The organism is Gordonia sp. HS-NH1 (assembly GCF_001418765.1).
Taxonomy (GTDB): Bacteria; Actinomycetota; Actinomycetes; order Mycobacteriales; family Mycobacteriaceae; genus Gordonia.
Window position 1 is genome coordinate 1 of sequence record NZ_LIYC01000062.1, and the last position, 13582, is coordinate 13582.

Consider the following 13582-nt stretch of genomic DNA (forward strand, 5'->3'; position numbering starts at 1 on the left):
TACGGTTCGGGGGGAACCTCATTGACCGAGACCACGCAGAACGTCCCGACGACCCCGGCGATGCCCATCGGAATCAGCATCAGCAGATGGCGTCGAGGCGGCATGCGGTCCCAGCCGTAGAGGTAGATCCCGAGGAAGATCGCCTCGACGAAGAACGACAGCCCTTCGAACGCGAATGGCAATCCCAGCACGTCACCGAACCGGCCCATCAAACCGGGCCACAGCAGACCCATCTCGAAGCTGAGGATCGTGCCCGAGACCGCGCCGATCGCGAACAGCACTGCCGACACCTTGGCCCACCGTCGGGCCAGTCCCATTGCGACAGGGCCGTCGCGCACGATGCCGCGACGGCGCATCACGAAGATCATCGTCGGGAACGCCACCCCGAAACACGCAAGGACGATGTGCCAGCCCAGGGACACCGCCATCTGCTGCCGGGCCGGCATCAGACCCGGAGGTTGCTGACCCTCCGCCACAACCAGCAATGCCTCGGCCAGGTACACGGTCGTCACCGTCGAGCAGGGCCGGTTGTTCCAGCCCGACACGTCGTCATCTGTACCGAAGGTAATCGCACGCAGATGAGGTTCCCGCCGGGGGTGGCCGGTAAACGCCACTGCCCCGCCGCCGGCTCGAGCTCGTGTCCGCAACGACGAGGGTGGGTCCGAGTTGCTCGACGACGATGAACAGCGCGTCGGGGACGGTCCGGCGGGTCAAGTCAGCGGCGGGATACGGTGTACCGGAAACCCGATTTCCGGGTGAAAAACTTTGTTTCGTACTCTTTTCCCCGTGAATCCCGCTGCTGCCGATGCGTTCGTGACCGAAACCACTTCGAGTGTTTGCGTGTGGTGCTCGTCCACCGACGAAATCGCGGAGTTCCGCGGCGAGAGGCGCGGACGGTGCTCAACCAGACGCGCACGCAGACTCCCCCTGCTGCTTCCCGGCGGCGAAGCGTCGAACCGCGACGACGACTGCCCACGAAGGCAGGCGGGAAGGCGGTGGCCACCAAGCCGCAGAATGTCAGGTCCGGCGTCGCCGGGCCGGCGAACGTCTCACGACCCGACCGCGCCGAGCTCATGAGCCGGGCGCAGAGCCTCCTGGCGCAGCTCACCGAGATCGAGGAACGTCTGCAGGTCGCGCAGAAGGATGGCGGCTTGAGTGGCAAGGCCAAGGTGTCCGACCTGACCGCGAAGCGCGACTCCGTGTTGCGCACGCTCGCCGCGTTGGAGAAGGCCAAGCGGGCGCTCGAGCCGGCCTGAGGTGGACGCACCACACCCCGTACGCTTCGTGACGGGGCACCTCGCTGCGCGCGGTGCGTCAGCCGCGTAAGGCGGACGCAAAGAGCGACGGCAGCCGGGTGGCCTTCGGATCTGCCGCGAATGCAACCATCTTTCGGCCTACATGGTGCGCATGCGTGTTCCTGACGAACCACGCCGGCTTCGGCGTGATCGACAGCTGGCCGGTGATCAGAGATCGGCTCAGCGGGCGGAACGGGCCGGTCACGACCGTGCGCTCTGTGTCGTCCACCAGTGATGCGTTGTGTACCAATCCGATTCCGCTCTCGACATCGACGAGGGTCGCACCGGGAAAGCCGCCCCATGGTGCTGCTGCGGTGAGATAACCGACCCCCGTCCACGCGTTGATCGCAATCGTGCCGTAGCGGAGCGATTCCACGAACCACTCGAACTCTCGACCGAGCTTGCGGCGGTATCTCGGGTGCACCAAGACGTTGGCGCCGAGAGTGCCCTCGAGCCGCTCATTGACGAAGCGGCTCGCTGCCCGGAGGTAGGCAATCCCGTCTCCGGGGATCTCCACGACGGCCAGCACGGGCGAGAAGTACTCCACGGTGAAGGCCTCGGCCACCTGGTCCGGTGAGAGCCCCTCGATCAGCAGCCGGCCGTTCTCGCGTGCGTTGGCCGTGGCGTGCCGGTCGGCTGCCGCGGCGACCCGTTGGTCGCTTCCGGGGTAATAGGCTGGCCGCGCGGGAGCCTTGTCGATCTGGTCGCGGAGTTCCCGGAGGAACTCCCCTTTCTTGGACCACTCGGACGGGATCACGGCAACCTGGGCGGCGATGCAGTTGTAGCCGCCGTTGTGCAGACGCTGGGTGGCCAGGTGCTCCGCCTGGAAACGGATGTCCTTGGCCGACCACCCGGTGGGGACGACGACGGTGGGTGATACGCCGCCGAGTTCACTGGTGATGGTCTTGCCGAGCTTCGGTACGCCGGCCCGGCGACGGGCCTCGCCTTCCGGGCCGGTGCCGAAGACGATGGCGTCGTGACTTGCCGAGCTTCCGGTGATGTGGACATGCGCCACATTCGGGTGATCGACGAGATACGAGCCGACCTCGACACCGCCCCTGACGACCTCCACGAAGCCGCGCTCGGACAGGGGTCGCAGGACGGCGTTGATCGCGTCGAACATCTCGCCCAAGACGGGGTTCAGTTTGAGGATCACGACGCGATTGTGCGCGATCAGCTCGTACAGGGTGTCCAGCACGGCGATCGAGGTGATGTTGCCGGCGCCGAGGACGACTGACATGCCGTGCGTCGTCGCGGGGTCGAGTTGCGCCAATCCCGCCGCCGACCGCGCCTGGGTGACACTCACCCCCGGCTTCAGCCAGACCTTGGCCGAGACGCCCGACAGCAGTAGCCGATCCCAGATCTGATGGGGAAAGACGTCGAGCGCAACACGACCGCCGGGAGCGACGGAAGTCGGTACGTGGGCGATGGGACTGTCGCCGCAGCTCAGGTCGCGCAGAGAACGGGCCAGCGTGGCAGCGTTCGTGATGACCGGGTACGGCCCCGACAGCCATTCTTCGCCTGCGAGCGGCGATGAGGGCGAGATCCGCTTCGCACGGCACGCGGCCTCAACCCAATCCGATGCCTGCTCGGCCGCCTGGTGCGCCACCTGTTGCAGAAGGTCGGCGCGCCGGGTCAGCGGGAGGTCTGCCCACCGGCGCTCGCCTGCGCTGAGTCGTAGCAGCGCACTGTCGAGCTCCGCGACTGTGGTGAAATCGGTGGTGAGAGTCATGAGTTGTTCTCCATGGTGTGGTGTGGATGGCTCAGGGTTTCCGCGGCTACACCGGTGTGAATTCGGAGATCTTCCAGCGATCGCCGTCCTTGGCCATCTGGACGCGAATGCGGCTGCCGTCGAGTCGCGGCCCCTCAGCGTCCTTCTTGGACGTCGTCTGGTTGACGAAGAGCAGGACGGTTGCGTGATCGGCGTCCGACGCGACGAGTGCGGCGTCGACCACCTCGGCGTTCGTGACGATCTGCTCCTTCTTGGCAGCAGGTTGAATAACTGATTCGCCCAGTTGGGTGTATTCGTCGAGGAACCTGCCGGTCAGCATGGTCTCGGCAGCTTCGGGCAGCGCGGTGTCGACTGTTCGGTAGTCATAACTGAGCAGTTTGGGGATGTCGGTACGTGCCGATGCAAGCGCGGACTGCCCCGCCGATGCCTCCGTCGTCGCCGCGCTCGTCGCGAACCACACGTAGCCGAGTCCACCGGCGCCGGCGATCACGAGTGCCGCCAGCACCCTGACCAACCCGTTACGCGCCTTTGTCGAAAGTCTGGCGGGCCAGCTCACAACGACGGGGCCGAGTCGTTTGACATGACCGCCGCGCACCTTGTCCTGCTTCTCGGCGCCGTCGGTAGGCGCCGCGTCGGTGTCGACGTCGCGATCCACCTCCGCCTCGGCGAACTCGGATGAGATATCTTGCTCCACAACCTTGTTCATGGCTTCCTCCTCGGTTCTGCCGCCTTCGCGTCGGTCGACGCCTCTTGGTCCGCGCTCCCCGCGTTCATGACACGAACTCCACGTTGCTGACCTTCCACGCATGGTCGGCGGCCGTCAGATCCACCTTCATCCGATAGACGCGTTGCTGCCCGTCGGGTGCCTCGGTGTTCTTGACGATCGAGCTGACCGCGGCCAGGACCTGCGCGGCGTCGTCGTCGGCGGTGATGATCCCCGCCTCCTTGACCGATCCAGTCGAGAGGACCTCGCCGGAGGAAAGGACCTGCTCGAACGACGTCGCCAGCTGTTCAAACTGCTGCTGAAAGGATCCGGTGGCGACGGACTTGATCCGATCCAGGTCGGCCTTCGACCGGCGGTAGTCGAGGCTGACGAGTCCGGCGACCACCTCGCGGGTGACGTCGAGTACCTCAGAGTTCCGCTTCTCGTCCTGCTTGGCCTGATAGAGATCGGTGCCCTTCACGCCGAGCAGCGCGAGCACCGCCACGAGGGCCGCCACCAGCGCCCACACGGTGACCACGGACCGGAGTGGAGCAGTGCCCGCCCCTTCGCCGGCGCTCTCCGGGCCGACCGCGTCGTCGTCGACTTCCGGACCGGTGGCCTCTACTTGATCAGTAACGACTGCCATGTCGCCTTTCCTTTCGCCGAAGCTGAGTTGGTGGGTGTTCCCACGAAGTACGTCACCCCGTCGGGCCCTCGGAACCTTCCGGTGGTCTCCGAATACGGCACCGGCTTCGACGCTGTACGTAAGCGCTTCGGCACCCTCTTCGCCCCTGGGTCACCGCCGGCGTCGCCCATAGAGTGCGGACGCGACAACATCTCCGGCCACGTGGACGGAAGTCCCCCGGGGCAATCGGCCACTAAGGGAGTCCTCACGCGGGGGTCGGTCGCGCACGGGACGTTCCGGGCGCCACGCGCCACCTTCGGGTTGTCGGGGCGCGCGTCGCAGTACTGGTCCGGAACCACCGGCACAGTCCGCATGTCCGATGCGTCACGACGTCGGCTGCCGCCATATCCCTCGGTGCACGGGGGCGGGTTCAGCGTGTTTCCGAGCTTGATGTCGAGTGGAGCCTGCGGACTCTGGCCGAGCGCGTAGCCGTCGACCGAGTTCAGGGTTCCCGACGTGAACGCCGGATAGACGGTCAGGATGTGCCGGAGGTTGGGGACGTTGACGCGCAGCACCTGTCCCACGGACTGGAGGTCGGCGAGCAGCGTCGGCAGCGTAGGCGTCAGCTCGGTCAGGGTGGCCGACACCTGGTCGGCTGCCGACGGGGTCTGGGTCAGCAGAGTCCGCAAGTGTTCATCGCTCAGCGCGAGCTGATCGGTGAACGACGCGAGGTTCGCCACCGCAGAGGTCAGGTCGGCGGCCACCCGGTTGCCAGTGGTCAACAGCGGTTCGGCGTCGTCGATCAGCCGGGTGGTGGGGCCGATATCGATCTGCGCCAACTCGAGCAGCCGCTGTGATGCGTCGATCAACCGAGCCAGGCGATCACCGGTCTGTCCTAGCCCGTCGGACACCTCGTCGACGGTCGTCTCCAGATTCTGGGGCGAGATCGTCGCAACGAGGTTCATGGTCCTCTCCAGGACGTCTTTGGTGGGCGTGGGCGCCTCATTGCCCTTGGCCGACAACACGTCTCCGTCCGTCAGCGCGGGCCCGCCGTTGTCGCGGGGAATCAGATCCACGTATTGTTCCCCGACCGCAGACTGACTCCTGATGTGCGCCGCACTGTTTCGCGGGATCGTGTTGTCCGAATCGATGCGCAGGGTGATGCGAACCGGCGCCGACAAGTCGGCCAGATCGACGTCTACCGAATCCACCCGTCCCACGGTTACACCTCGATAGGTCACCAGTCCGGTCTCGTAAATGCCGCCGGCGGTGTCGAACTCGGCGACCACGCGATACGATCCGATGCCGGTGACCCGACCGATGCCGACGTAGGTGACAGTCCCGTAGACTACGCTGACCACGGTGAGGACAGCGAATACGACGAGCTGCCATCGCACCAGTCTGGTGAGTTTCATCGGGGGCCCCCCATCCCGGCGGGCTGCGGTGAGGTCTTTTTCGATGGGCTGTGATCCGTTGTGGGGGTGCGCAGTCCGAATGGAGCGCGGAGTGGGTCCGCGGCTTGCCGCGAGGTCGCCATCCTGGCCAGGGCCACCTTGGGAATACTGCCGAGCACCTTGTCGCGTATGGCGCCCACCGACAGGTCGAGGGTCAGGAAGAGGTTCTGGTAGTCACCCTTCATTCCCTTGTCGATGACGGTCACCGGGAACGGAACGGTGAGCCCGACGATGAGCGAGCCGACCAGGTCGTCGCCGGACTCCTCGAGCCCCTTCAGTGCGGGACGGAGTTCCGCGGCAATGGAGTTCAGATCGGCGTTGCTGCGTGCGATCACGCTGCCCACCTTTGCGCCGAACACTCCTACGCGATCGAGCATCGTGACCAGCTCCTCGCGTTGGTCCGCCAGCACGGTCAGGGCGGGTTCCAGGTTGTCGATGCCCTCCGCCACGGTCGAACTCTGATCGGCCAGCGTGGCGCTGAGCTTGCCGAGCGAATCGATGGCGCGGCCGATGTCATCACGTTGCTTGTGTAGTCCGGAGACGAAGGTCTTGAGTTGAGATATCGCTCGGTTGGCAGCGGCTGTGCGGCCATCGGTGGCGTCGTTGAGCTCGGTCATGATCGACCGGAGCTGTTCGAGGCCACTGCCGTTGAGGATCAGCGACAAGGCCGCCAGCACCGACTCGGTCGACGGATAGGCTGCGGAGCTGTTGACATCGAGTGTGTCGCCGGGCAACAGCTTGCCCGGCGTCTGCTCCGCGGGAGGAATGAACTCCAGGTACTGCGCGCCCAGCACCGAGGTCTGTGCCAGCTTCACGGTCGAACCGTTCGGGATCTCCACTCCCTCGGAGAGCTCCACGTCCACTTCGGCGAACGACTCGCGCACTGTGATGGACCGGATCTGCCCGACATTCGCGTTGTCGAGCTTGACCAGGGAGTTCGACACCAGGTTCTGCACGTCGGCTAACTGGACGGTGATGCTGTAGCTGTCACCGGAGACGGCGTCGCCTGGCAGTGACAACGAGTTGGCGCCGTCGAACCGACAGCCCGCCACCGTCGACATCGCGACGGCCGCCGCGATCAGTCCCGCGCCGACGTGAAAGCGCTTGTGTCCCATCAGCGTCCTCCCTCCTCGGGGCGACCGGTCGAGCGTGCCATCTCGGACGTGATGACCCGGGTCAGGGTGGTCTCGGCCTTCTGGCATTCCGACTTGGGAGCGTCCACGGTTGTCAGCAGTGCACAGATGAGCGACACCGGATCCGGGAAGTCGGCCACCGCGAGACCGGCCGTCAGTGAGTTCGAGTCCGGGTCGTAGATGTTGTAGAGGTTCGACAGCGCGGTCGGCGCCGTGTGCAGGATCTGAGCCAGATCGTCCTGCCTGTCGACGAGCAGTCGGGACACCCTGGTGAGGTCCTTGACGTCACGGCTTAGCGCACCCTGGTTCTGCTTCAAGTAGTCGCGCAGGCGTGGGGCCATCGAGTTGAGGGCACGGATCGCGGCATCGAGTTGCGTCCGATTGTCGTCGAGCACGGCCGACGCGTCGTCGAGTTGCGAGGCGAAACCGACGATCTGCTGGTCGGCGGTGCGCAGCGCGGTGACGACCTGCTGGAGATTGCGGACTGTGCTGAACAGGTCGGGGCCGGCCGCGGAGAGCGTCCTCATCGCGTCGGAGAGCGCATCGACCGACTTCCGGAGTGAGCCGCCGCTGGTGTCGAGCGCACCGGCCGAGGTGTCGATGAGTCGGCTGAGCGCCCCCTTCTCATCGCCGGTGGAAGGTCCGAGTTGGTGCGCGAGGTCGGTCACCTGCTTCTTGATCTCGTCGTACCCGACCGGGACCGCGGTCCGGCCGACCTCCACCACGGCATCGTCTTCCAGCGCACCAGCCGGCGATCGCTTGACCGGGTTGACGAACTGAACATACCGACCGGAGACGAGGGTCGGCGCCACGATCGCCGCCCGTGCCTCGGAGTCCACGTACGCCGAGTCGTCGTACGAGACCTCGACGCGAACCTTCGCCGGTGTGGCCTCCACTGCTTCGACAGTGCCGATGGTGACGCCGCGCATCTTGACCGGATCGCCGACGAACAGCCCGGTGCCGTCCGTGAACCAGATTGTGGCCCGTGAGGTGTGCGTGCTCTCCCATACCTTCGCCGCGGTCACGGCCACCATGGCGACGATGACGAGGGCGATGACCGCGGGCCCGCCGAGTCGGTTGACGGCTGATGACGTGCTCATCGCCCGCCTCCCGGACTGCCCGGCTGCTGGCCGCGGAGATTGGCCGGCGTGATGTTCTGGAGCAGTACTGAGAAGAACGGTCCGCTGCCCAGGACGTCGGCGAATTGCATGACGAATGTGCGCATCCCCTTGATCGACTTTTCGAGGTTGGCGTAGTTGGCGTTGAGCGTGGCCGTCACCTGACGGACCTCCTCGAGCATCTGTGGGGTGGACGATCCGGTGTCATGGACGAACGTCTCTATCTCGGTGGATACTGCGCGCAGGCTGGTGAGCAGCCTGCGGATCACCTCGGCCCGATCGACGAGGGTCTCGAACAGCACCGACCCGTCGTCGATGAGCCTGGTGATGTTGCCCTTTCGCTCGGCCAGCACGTCGGAAACCGAATCGGCCTTCTGCAGAAGCGTCCGGATTCCGGCATCGCGCGACGACACCGTCCGTGCCGCAGCGGCGACGTTCTCCAGGGAGCCGCCGATGTCGGACGGGAGATCGTTCATGACCTTGTCGAGGCTCTCGACCGCGTCGACGACGCTCTTCTTGTCGGTGTCTCCGACGGTCTCGGTGAGCTGGTCGAGTGACTCGGTGAGGTCGAAGCCGGAACTTGTCCGCGACACCGGGATTCGGTCGCCGAGCTCGCCGGGGCCGGCGGTCGTGAGTTGGACGAAGCGACGCCCGAGCGCGGTCTCGACCTTGATCGAGGCCGTGGTCTCGGAACCGAGCTTCTCCCAGCCGTCGGTGAGCCGCATCGTCACGTCGACGTGGTCCTCGGCGAGCTCGATCGACTGCACACTCCCCGCGGCCACGCCGGCGATGTGCACTTCGTCGTCGGGATTCAGGCCACTGGCGTCGGAGAACTCGGCGACCACGACGGTCACGCCGGGCAGGAACGGAATCGAGCGGTAGTTGAACGCGAGCGCGAGAACCGCGAGTATCGCGCCGATTCCGATTAGACCGGCCCGGATTCGACGGCGGGAGTCGTCAGATCTCATGATGTTTTGACCTCATCTGGTTGTCTCCCTCACTTACAGCGCCGAGCTGGGACTTGGACCATCGGTGTGTCCGCATGTCCGCCGTCGAGCGTCGGATAGCGGATCGCGAGGCCGCACACGAAGAAGTTCACAAAACTGCCGTAGCCCGACGACCTGCCCAGAAGCCGATAGGCCTCCGGCATCTTCGCGAGCAGCATGTTGATCGTTGAAGTGTTGCTGTTCAGGTTCTGGGCCAGACCGCGCAGATGCTCGATGTCGGAGGTGAGATCGGGGCGGGCTCGGGACAGCAGCTCGTCGAGCTCGGTGGTCGCGCCCGCGATGTTCGTGAGGCCGTCGGCGATCAGCCGGCGATCACCGGCAAGCTCGGAGACCAGCTCCTGCAACTGGACGACGACGCTGCCGAAGGCCTCCCGGCGATCCGCTACCGTTACGAGCACGGTGTTCAGATCGGTGACCACCGATCCGATCGTCGCGTCGCGATCGGCGATGGTTTCGCCGAGTTCACCCATTTGGGTGATCAGATCGCTGATATCGGCTGTGCGGCCGTTGAGTACCGAGACCAGCGCAGCGGACAGCTTGTTGGTCTGCTCTGGATTCACCCCGGTCAGTAGGGGTTTGAACCCGTTGACGAGTGCATCCATGTCGAGAGCCGGCTTGGTCTGCGATACCGGGATCACGCTGTCGGCTGACCGCCTCCTACCCACGTCTCCGGGGTCGGTCTTCAGCTCGAGGTACCGATCACCGATCAGGTTCTTGTACCTGATGTAGGCGTTGGTGGTGGTCGTCACCGGGATGTGGGAGTCGACGTCCATACGGACCTCTGCTCCCAGACCCGTCTGCGCAGCCGCACCGGAGTCCACGATGTCCACATCGGTGACCTTCCCGACCACCACACCGGCCACCTTGACGTCGTCGCCGGTCCGCAGGCCGGATGCGGACATGAACTGAGCGCGGAAAACCGTTGTCGGACCGAAACGCAGGTCGCCGACGATCACGAACAGAGCCGAGGTGATCAGCGAGCTGACAGCGAGAAAGATCCCCAGCTTGATGGCCGGTCCGGTGATTGTCATTTCGTCATTCCGTAGATCATCGAGGCGAACGGGTTTCCGATGACGTCTTCGATCGACTTCACATCGCGGTACGCGTGACTGCCGTCGTCGAAGTCGACGTGCCCCGGCCCCTTTTCGCCGGGTGCGCGCGGGTAGCCGTAGCAGCTCGGTCCCGCCGTTCCTGCCGTGTGTTCGGGCGCGTCGATGCCCGGTCGGTATGGCGGGTCGCCGATGAGCAGGGTGCCGACGATGTCGAGGCCCGGTCTCGCTCCGCCGAACGCCCGCTCGAGATATTTGCGGCTCGTGTTCAGTCCGTCCAGGAAGCACGGGTAGATCGGTCCGTAGTCTCCGAGCACCTGCGCCGGCGGCGCCAGGGCGTCGGCGGCCTTCACCAGTGGCGTGCCCGCGTTAGTCATGAACCGGTTGCCGGTGTTCCCGAACTCGGTGAAGCTCAACAGGAACGCAGTCAGCTGCGACTGGTTCTCCACAATCGTCTTCGAGGTGGTGGTGAGGTGACGGACGGTGGCCATCAGGTCCGGTGACAGTCCGGCGAATGTGTCGAGATTGTCCGCACCGAGCTCGAGATCCCGTTGCAGAGTTGGCAGTGACTTGTTGAAGGTCGCGAGGTAGGTGTTCACCGAGTCGACCAGCTCGCCGAGCTTCTCGCCCCGATCGACGGTGCCGGTCTGCACAGCGGTCAGGGTTGCATTCACCCGCGCCGGGTCCACACGGTCGAGAATTCCGACAAGCAACTCGAAAGTGTCGTAGACCTCGACCGGCGTTTGCGAGGTGTCGATGGTGGCACCGGCGCTCAACGTCGATGCCGCCGGCTGCTCCGGCATCGTCAGCGCGACGTACTTGCGGCCGAAGAGCGTGGTCGGCTCCATCTCCGCCCGGACGTTCGTCGGCAGATCGCCGAGCTGGTCTTCCTCCACCGCCAGCTCGATGCGAGCGTGATCGCCGTACACGTCGACAGATGCGACACGACCGATCACTACGCCGTACAGCTTGACGTCCGATCCAGGCACCAGCAGCAGCCCCGTGCGCGGGGCGTTCAGGTAGATGGACCCGGTGGCCTGGAACCTGCCGTTGTACGACATCAGCGCAGCCACGACGACGCCCACCACCACGGCGAAGGCGACGAACGCGTACAGCAGGTGTTGTCTGCGTGAGTGTTCGATCATCCCGACACCCGCACAGTCGCGTGGACGCCGCCGTACAAGGCGATACCGACGATGAAGTCGACCATCATGATGATGATCAGTGACGTGCGGACGGCGTGGCCGACAGCGACGCCGACCCCGGCCGGTCCACCGCTGGCGTTGTAGCCGTAGTAGCAGTGCACCGCCATCACGGCGACCGCCATGACGATCACCTTCAACAGTGAGATCGCGATGTCACCGGGCTGCAAGAACAGCCGGAAGTAGTGGTCGTAGGTGCCCGGCGACTGGTCCGACAGGAACACGCTCACGAACTTGGTGGCGGCGTACCCGGTGAAGAGGGCGATCGCGTACAGCGGCACCACAGCGGCGAGTCCCGCCGCGATCCGCGTCGACACCAGATAGGGCAGCGACTGAACCGACATCACCTCGAGCGCGTCGATCTCCTCGCTCACGCGCATGGCACCGAGTTGCGCAGTGAAACCGGAGCCCACCGTCGCCGTGAGTGCGACGCCAGCAATGACCGGGATCGCTTCGCGGGTGTTGAAGAAGGCGGAAATGAAGCCCGACATCGCTTCCACACCGACGCGCCCCAGTGAACTCGATCCCTGTTGACCGACCTCGTATCCGGCTGCAGCCGTGAGGAATCCGATGATCACGACGGTCCCGCCGATGATGGCGAGTGCACCTGCGCCGAGCGACACCTCAGCTAGCAGGCGCAAGGTCTCGCGACGATAGTGGGTCATCGCCTTGGGTACCGCCCGCAGCGCCACCCCGTAGAACGCCAGTTTCTCTCCGAAGGATTCGGCGGGCTTCAGCGCCTTCCCGGCGTCCAACCGGTCGGTCAGTCGCCGCGACGGTTCGGTGGGCATCTGAGTCGATGTCAACGTGGTCCCTGCTCTTGTGTTCGCGCAGTCATGTCGAGGCCTTCAGTGCAGTGCGAGCGTGGTGATGACCGCGTTCGCGAGGAACAGCAGCACAAAGCTGAAGACAACGGTCTGGTTCACGGCGTCGCCGACACCCTTCGGTCCGCCTCCCGCGTTGAAGCCGAGATGGCAGGCCACCAGTGCGGCCAGCAGACCGAAGATGCCGGCCTTGAGCTCGCTGATGAGTAGGTCGGGAATTCCGGTGAGGATCGGGATCGCGGTGATGTATTGACCCGGCGTGGCACCTTGGAGGAAGACGCCGTACACGTATCCCCCGGCCAGGCCGATGGCGGTCACCAGGCCGTTCAGGAACACCGCGACGCCGCAGGAGGCGATCACGCGCGGAACTGCGAGTCGCTGGATCGGGTCGATACCGAGCACCTTCATGGCGTCGATCTCTTCGCGGATGGTGCGCGAACCGAGATCGGCGCAGATCGCGGTGGCACCTGCGCCCGCGACGACGAGAACCGTGACGATGGGTCCGATCTCTCGGATGACGGCCACACCCGCGCCCGCACCGGACAGGTCGATCGCACCGATCTCGTTCAGCAGAACGTTGATCTGGAACACCACCATGACGCAGAACGGGATCGACATCAGCATGGTCGGGACAATCGATACGCTCGCGATGAACCACGCCTGCGCCACCAGCTCACGCCACTGGAAGGGACGCCGTGGGAGCATCTTGACGATGCCCCAGAAGGTGAGGAAGAAGTCGCCGACCATTTCGGTACCGTGGCGCGCCTTCTTGAGAACCGGTGCGAGCGTTGACGATTGGCGTCGTTCCGGGAGCGCTGTTTCGGGGGCGAGTGCGCTCATCGGGCGTCGGAGCTCTCACGCGTTGCGGCCCGCGAGATCTTCTCGTCTGCCACTCGACGGACAGGAATGATGGGCAGTCGCAGCGCTCCAGGCGCCGAGACCGGCACGATCGGCGACCGGGGTTCGGTGGGCTCGATGCGCCGATAACCCGAACCCTGGATCGGGCGAAGGTCCTTCTCCCCCTTGTTCGGCCACAACGCGGCGGCCCGCTCGGCCTGAGCAGCTATGGTCAGCGACGGGTTGACGCCCAGATTCGCGGACACGGCCGAACCGTCGACCACACTCAGCGACGGATAGCCGTACACGCGGTGATATGGGTCGATCACACCGTTGTCCTCATCGTCCCCGATCACGCATCCGCCGAGGAAGTGTGCGGTCATCGGCACGTTGAACACCTCGCCCCACGTTCCGGCGGAGGTGCCGCCGATCTTCTCGGCGATGCGCCGCGTGGCTTCGTTGCCCGCGGGGATCCAGGTGGGATTGGGCTCGCCGTGCCCCTGCTTGCTGGTGAGCCGGCGACCGAACAGACCGCGCTTTGTGAAAGTGGTGATCGAGTTGTCGAGGTTTTGCATCACCAGTGCGATCACGGTCCGCTCGCTC

14 protein-coding genes are annotated in these 13582 nt (G+C 65.2%); 1 reads left to right on the forward strand and 13 read right to left on the reverse strand.

The annotated features are described in order from the left end of the window. Positions 1 to 545: cytochrome ubiquinol oxidase subunit I (locus AMD30_RS23065; RefSeq protein ID WP_005201356.1), on the reverse strand; the 545-nt coding region annotated here is incomplete at its 3' end. Positions 546 to 995: 450 nt separating this feature from the next. Between AMD30_RS23065 and AMD30_RS23070 the strand changes: the two genes are divergently transcribed. Continuing rightward, positions 996 to 1256 (forward strand): hypothetical protein, encoded by a 261-nt coding sequence (locus AMD30_RS23070; RefSeq protein ID WP_010844852.1) that lies wholly within the window; start codon positions 996 to 998, stop codon positions 1254 to 1256. Between the two features lie 58 nt (positions 1257 to 1314). Here AMD30_RS23070 and AMD30_RS23075 read toward each other — a convergent pair whose 3' ends face one another. The 12 genes from AMD30_RS23075 to AMD30_RS25585 all read right to left on the reverse strand — a co-directional run. Next, entirely contained in the window at positions 1315 to 3027 is a 1713-nt protein-coding gene (locus AMD30_RS23075; protein ID WP_006369840.1) for an aldehyde dehydrogenase family protein, read from the reverse strand. A 46-nt stretch (positions 3028 to 3073) separates the two neighbouring features. Then, entirely contained in the window at positions 3074 to 3733 is a 660-nt protein-coding gene (locus tag AMD30_RS23080) for a hypothetical protein (RefSeq protein WP_005201351.1), read from the reverse strand. A gap of 64 nt (positions 3734 to 3797) precedes the next feature. Then, a complete protein-coding gene (locus AMD30_RS23085) occupies positions 3798 to 4376 on the reverse strand; it encodes a hypothetical protein (RefSeq protein ID WP_005201349.1) in 579 nt (192 codons plus the stop codon). Then, positions 4352 to 5770: an MCE family protein gene (locus tag AMD30_RS23090; RefSeq protein ID WP_005201346.1), complete on the reverse strand. Its 1419-nt coding sequence runs from the start codon at positions 5768 to 5770 to the stop codon at positions 4352 to 4354. Before AMD30_RS23090 ends, AMD30_RS23085 begins: the two co-directional genes overlap by 25 nt. Then, entirely contained in the window at positions 5767 to 6924 is a 1158-nt protein-coding gene (locus AMD30_RS23095) for an MCE family protein (protein WP_006369841.1), read from the reverse strand. The genes AMD30_RS23090 and AMD30_RS23095 overlap by 4 nt, the downstream gene beginning before the upstream one ends. After that, positions 6924 to 8042, reverse strand: a complete 1119-nt coding sequence (locus tag AMD30_RS23100) for an MCE family protein (RefSeq protein ID WP_005201342.1) — start codon at positions 8040 to 8042, stop codon at positions 6924 to 6926. The genes AMD30_RS23095 and AMD30_RS23100 overlap by 1 nt, the downstream gene beginning before the upstream one ends. Further along, a complete protein-coding gene (locus tag AMD30_RS23105) occupies positions 8039 to 9028 on the reverse strand; it encodes an MCE family protein (RefSeq protein WP_005201341.1) in 990 nt (329 codons plus the stop codon). The genes AMD30_RS23100 and AMD30_RS23105 overlap by 4 nt, the downstream gene beginning before the upstream one ends. 29 nt (positions 9029 to 9057) lie before the next feature. Next, the gene (locus AMD30_RS23110) at positions 9058 to 10098 is read right to left on the reverse strand and encodes an MCE family protein (protein WP_005201339.1); all 1041 of its coding nucleotides are present in this window, start codon (positions 10096 to 10098) and stop codon (positions 9058 to 9060) included. Next, complete coding sequence (locus AMD30_RS23115) at positions 10095 to 11261, reverse strand: MCE family protein (protein ID WP_005201337.1); 1167 nt, start codon at positions 11259 to 11261, stop codon at positions 10095 to 10097. Before AMD30_RS23115 ends, AMD30_RS23110 begins: the two co-directional genes overlap by 4 nt. Continuing rightward, positions 11258 to 12109: an MlaE family ABC transporter permease gene (locus tag AMD30_RS23120; RefSeq protein ID WP_006369842.1), complete on the reverse strand. Its 852-nt coding sequence runs from the start codon at positions 12107 to 12109 to the stop codon at positions 11258 to 11260. Before AMD30_RS23120 ends, AMD30_RS23115 begins: the two co-directional genes overlap by 4 nt. 57 nt (positions 12110 to 12166) lie before the next feature. Beyond that, on the reverse strand, positions 12167 to 12982 hold the full coding sequence (locus AMD30_RS23125; RefSeq protein ID WP_005201333.1) for an MlaE family ABC transporter permease: 816 nt from the start codon (positions 12980 to 12982) through the stop codon (positions 12167 to 12169). Next, a partial coding sequence (locus AMD30_RS25585) for a GMC oxidoreductase (RefSeq protein ID WP_231632829.1) occupies positions 12979 to 13582 on the reverse strand: 604 nt, incomplete at its 5' end. The genes AMD30_RS23125 and AMD30_RS25585, both read right to left, overlap by 4 nt.

What these genes read in the sequence shown, in the direction of transcription:
- AMD30_RS23075 (WP_006369840.1), bottom strand. Translation starts at nt 3,027, where the DNA reads ATGACTCTCACCACCGATTTCACCACAGTCGCGGAGCTCGACAGTGCG.
- AMD30_RS23080 (WP_005201351.1), bottom strand. Translation starts at nt 3,733, where the DNA reads ATGAACAAGGTTGTGGAGCAAGATATCTCATCCGAGTTCGCCGAGGCG.
- AMD30_RS23085 (WP_005201349.1), bottom strand. Translation starts at nt 4,376, where the DNA reads ATGGCAGTCGTTACTGATCAAGTAGAGGCCACCGGTCCGGAAGTCGAC.
- AMD30_RS23090 (WP_005201346.1), bottom strand. Translation starts at nt 5,770, where the DNA reads ATGAAACTCACCAGACTGGTGCGATGGCAGCTCGTCGTATTCGCTGTC.
- AMD30_RS23095 (WP_006369841.1), bottom strand. Translation starts at nt 6,924, where the DNA reads ATGGGACACAAGCGCTTTCACGTCGGCGCGGGACTGATCGCGGCGGCC.
- AMD30_RS23100 (WP_005201342.1), bottom strand. Translation starts at nt 8,042, where the DNA reads ATGAGCACGTCATCAGCCGTCAACCGACTCGGCGGGCCCGCGGTCATC.
- AMD30_RS23105 (WP_005201341.1), bottom strand. Translation starts at nt 9,028, where the DNA reads ATGAGATCTGACGACTCCCGCCGTCGAATCCGGGCCGGTCTAATCGGA.
- AMD30_RS23110 (WP_005201339.1), bottom strand. Translation starts at nt 10,098, where the DNA reads ATGACAATCACCGGACCGGCCATCAAGCTGGGGATCTTTCTCGCTGTC.
- AMD30_RS23115 (WP_005201337.1), bottom strand. Translation starts at nt 11,261, where the DNA reads ATGATCGAACACTCACGCAGACAACACCTGCTGTACGCGTTCGTCGCC.
- AMD30_RS23120 (WP_006369842.1), bottom strand. Translation starts at nt 12,109, where the DNA reads ATGCCCACCGAACCGTCGCGGCGACTGACCGACCGGTTGGACGCCGGG.
- AMD30_RS23125 (WP_005201333.1), bottom strand. Translation starts at nt 12,982, where the DNA reads ATGAGCGCACTCGCCCCCGAAACAGCGCTCCCGGAACGACGCCAATCG.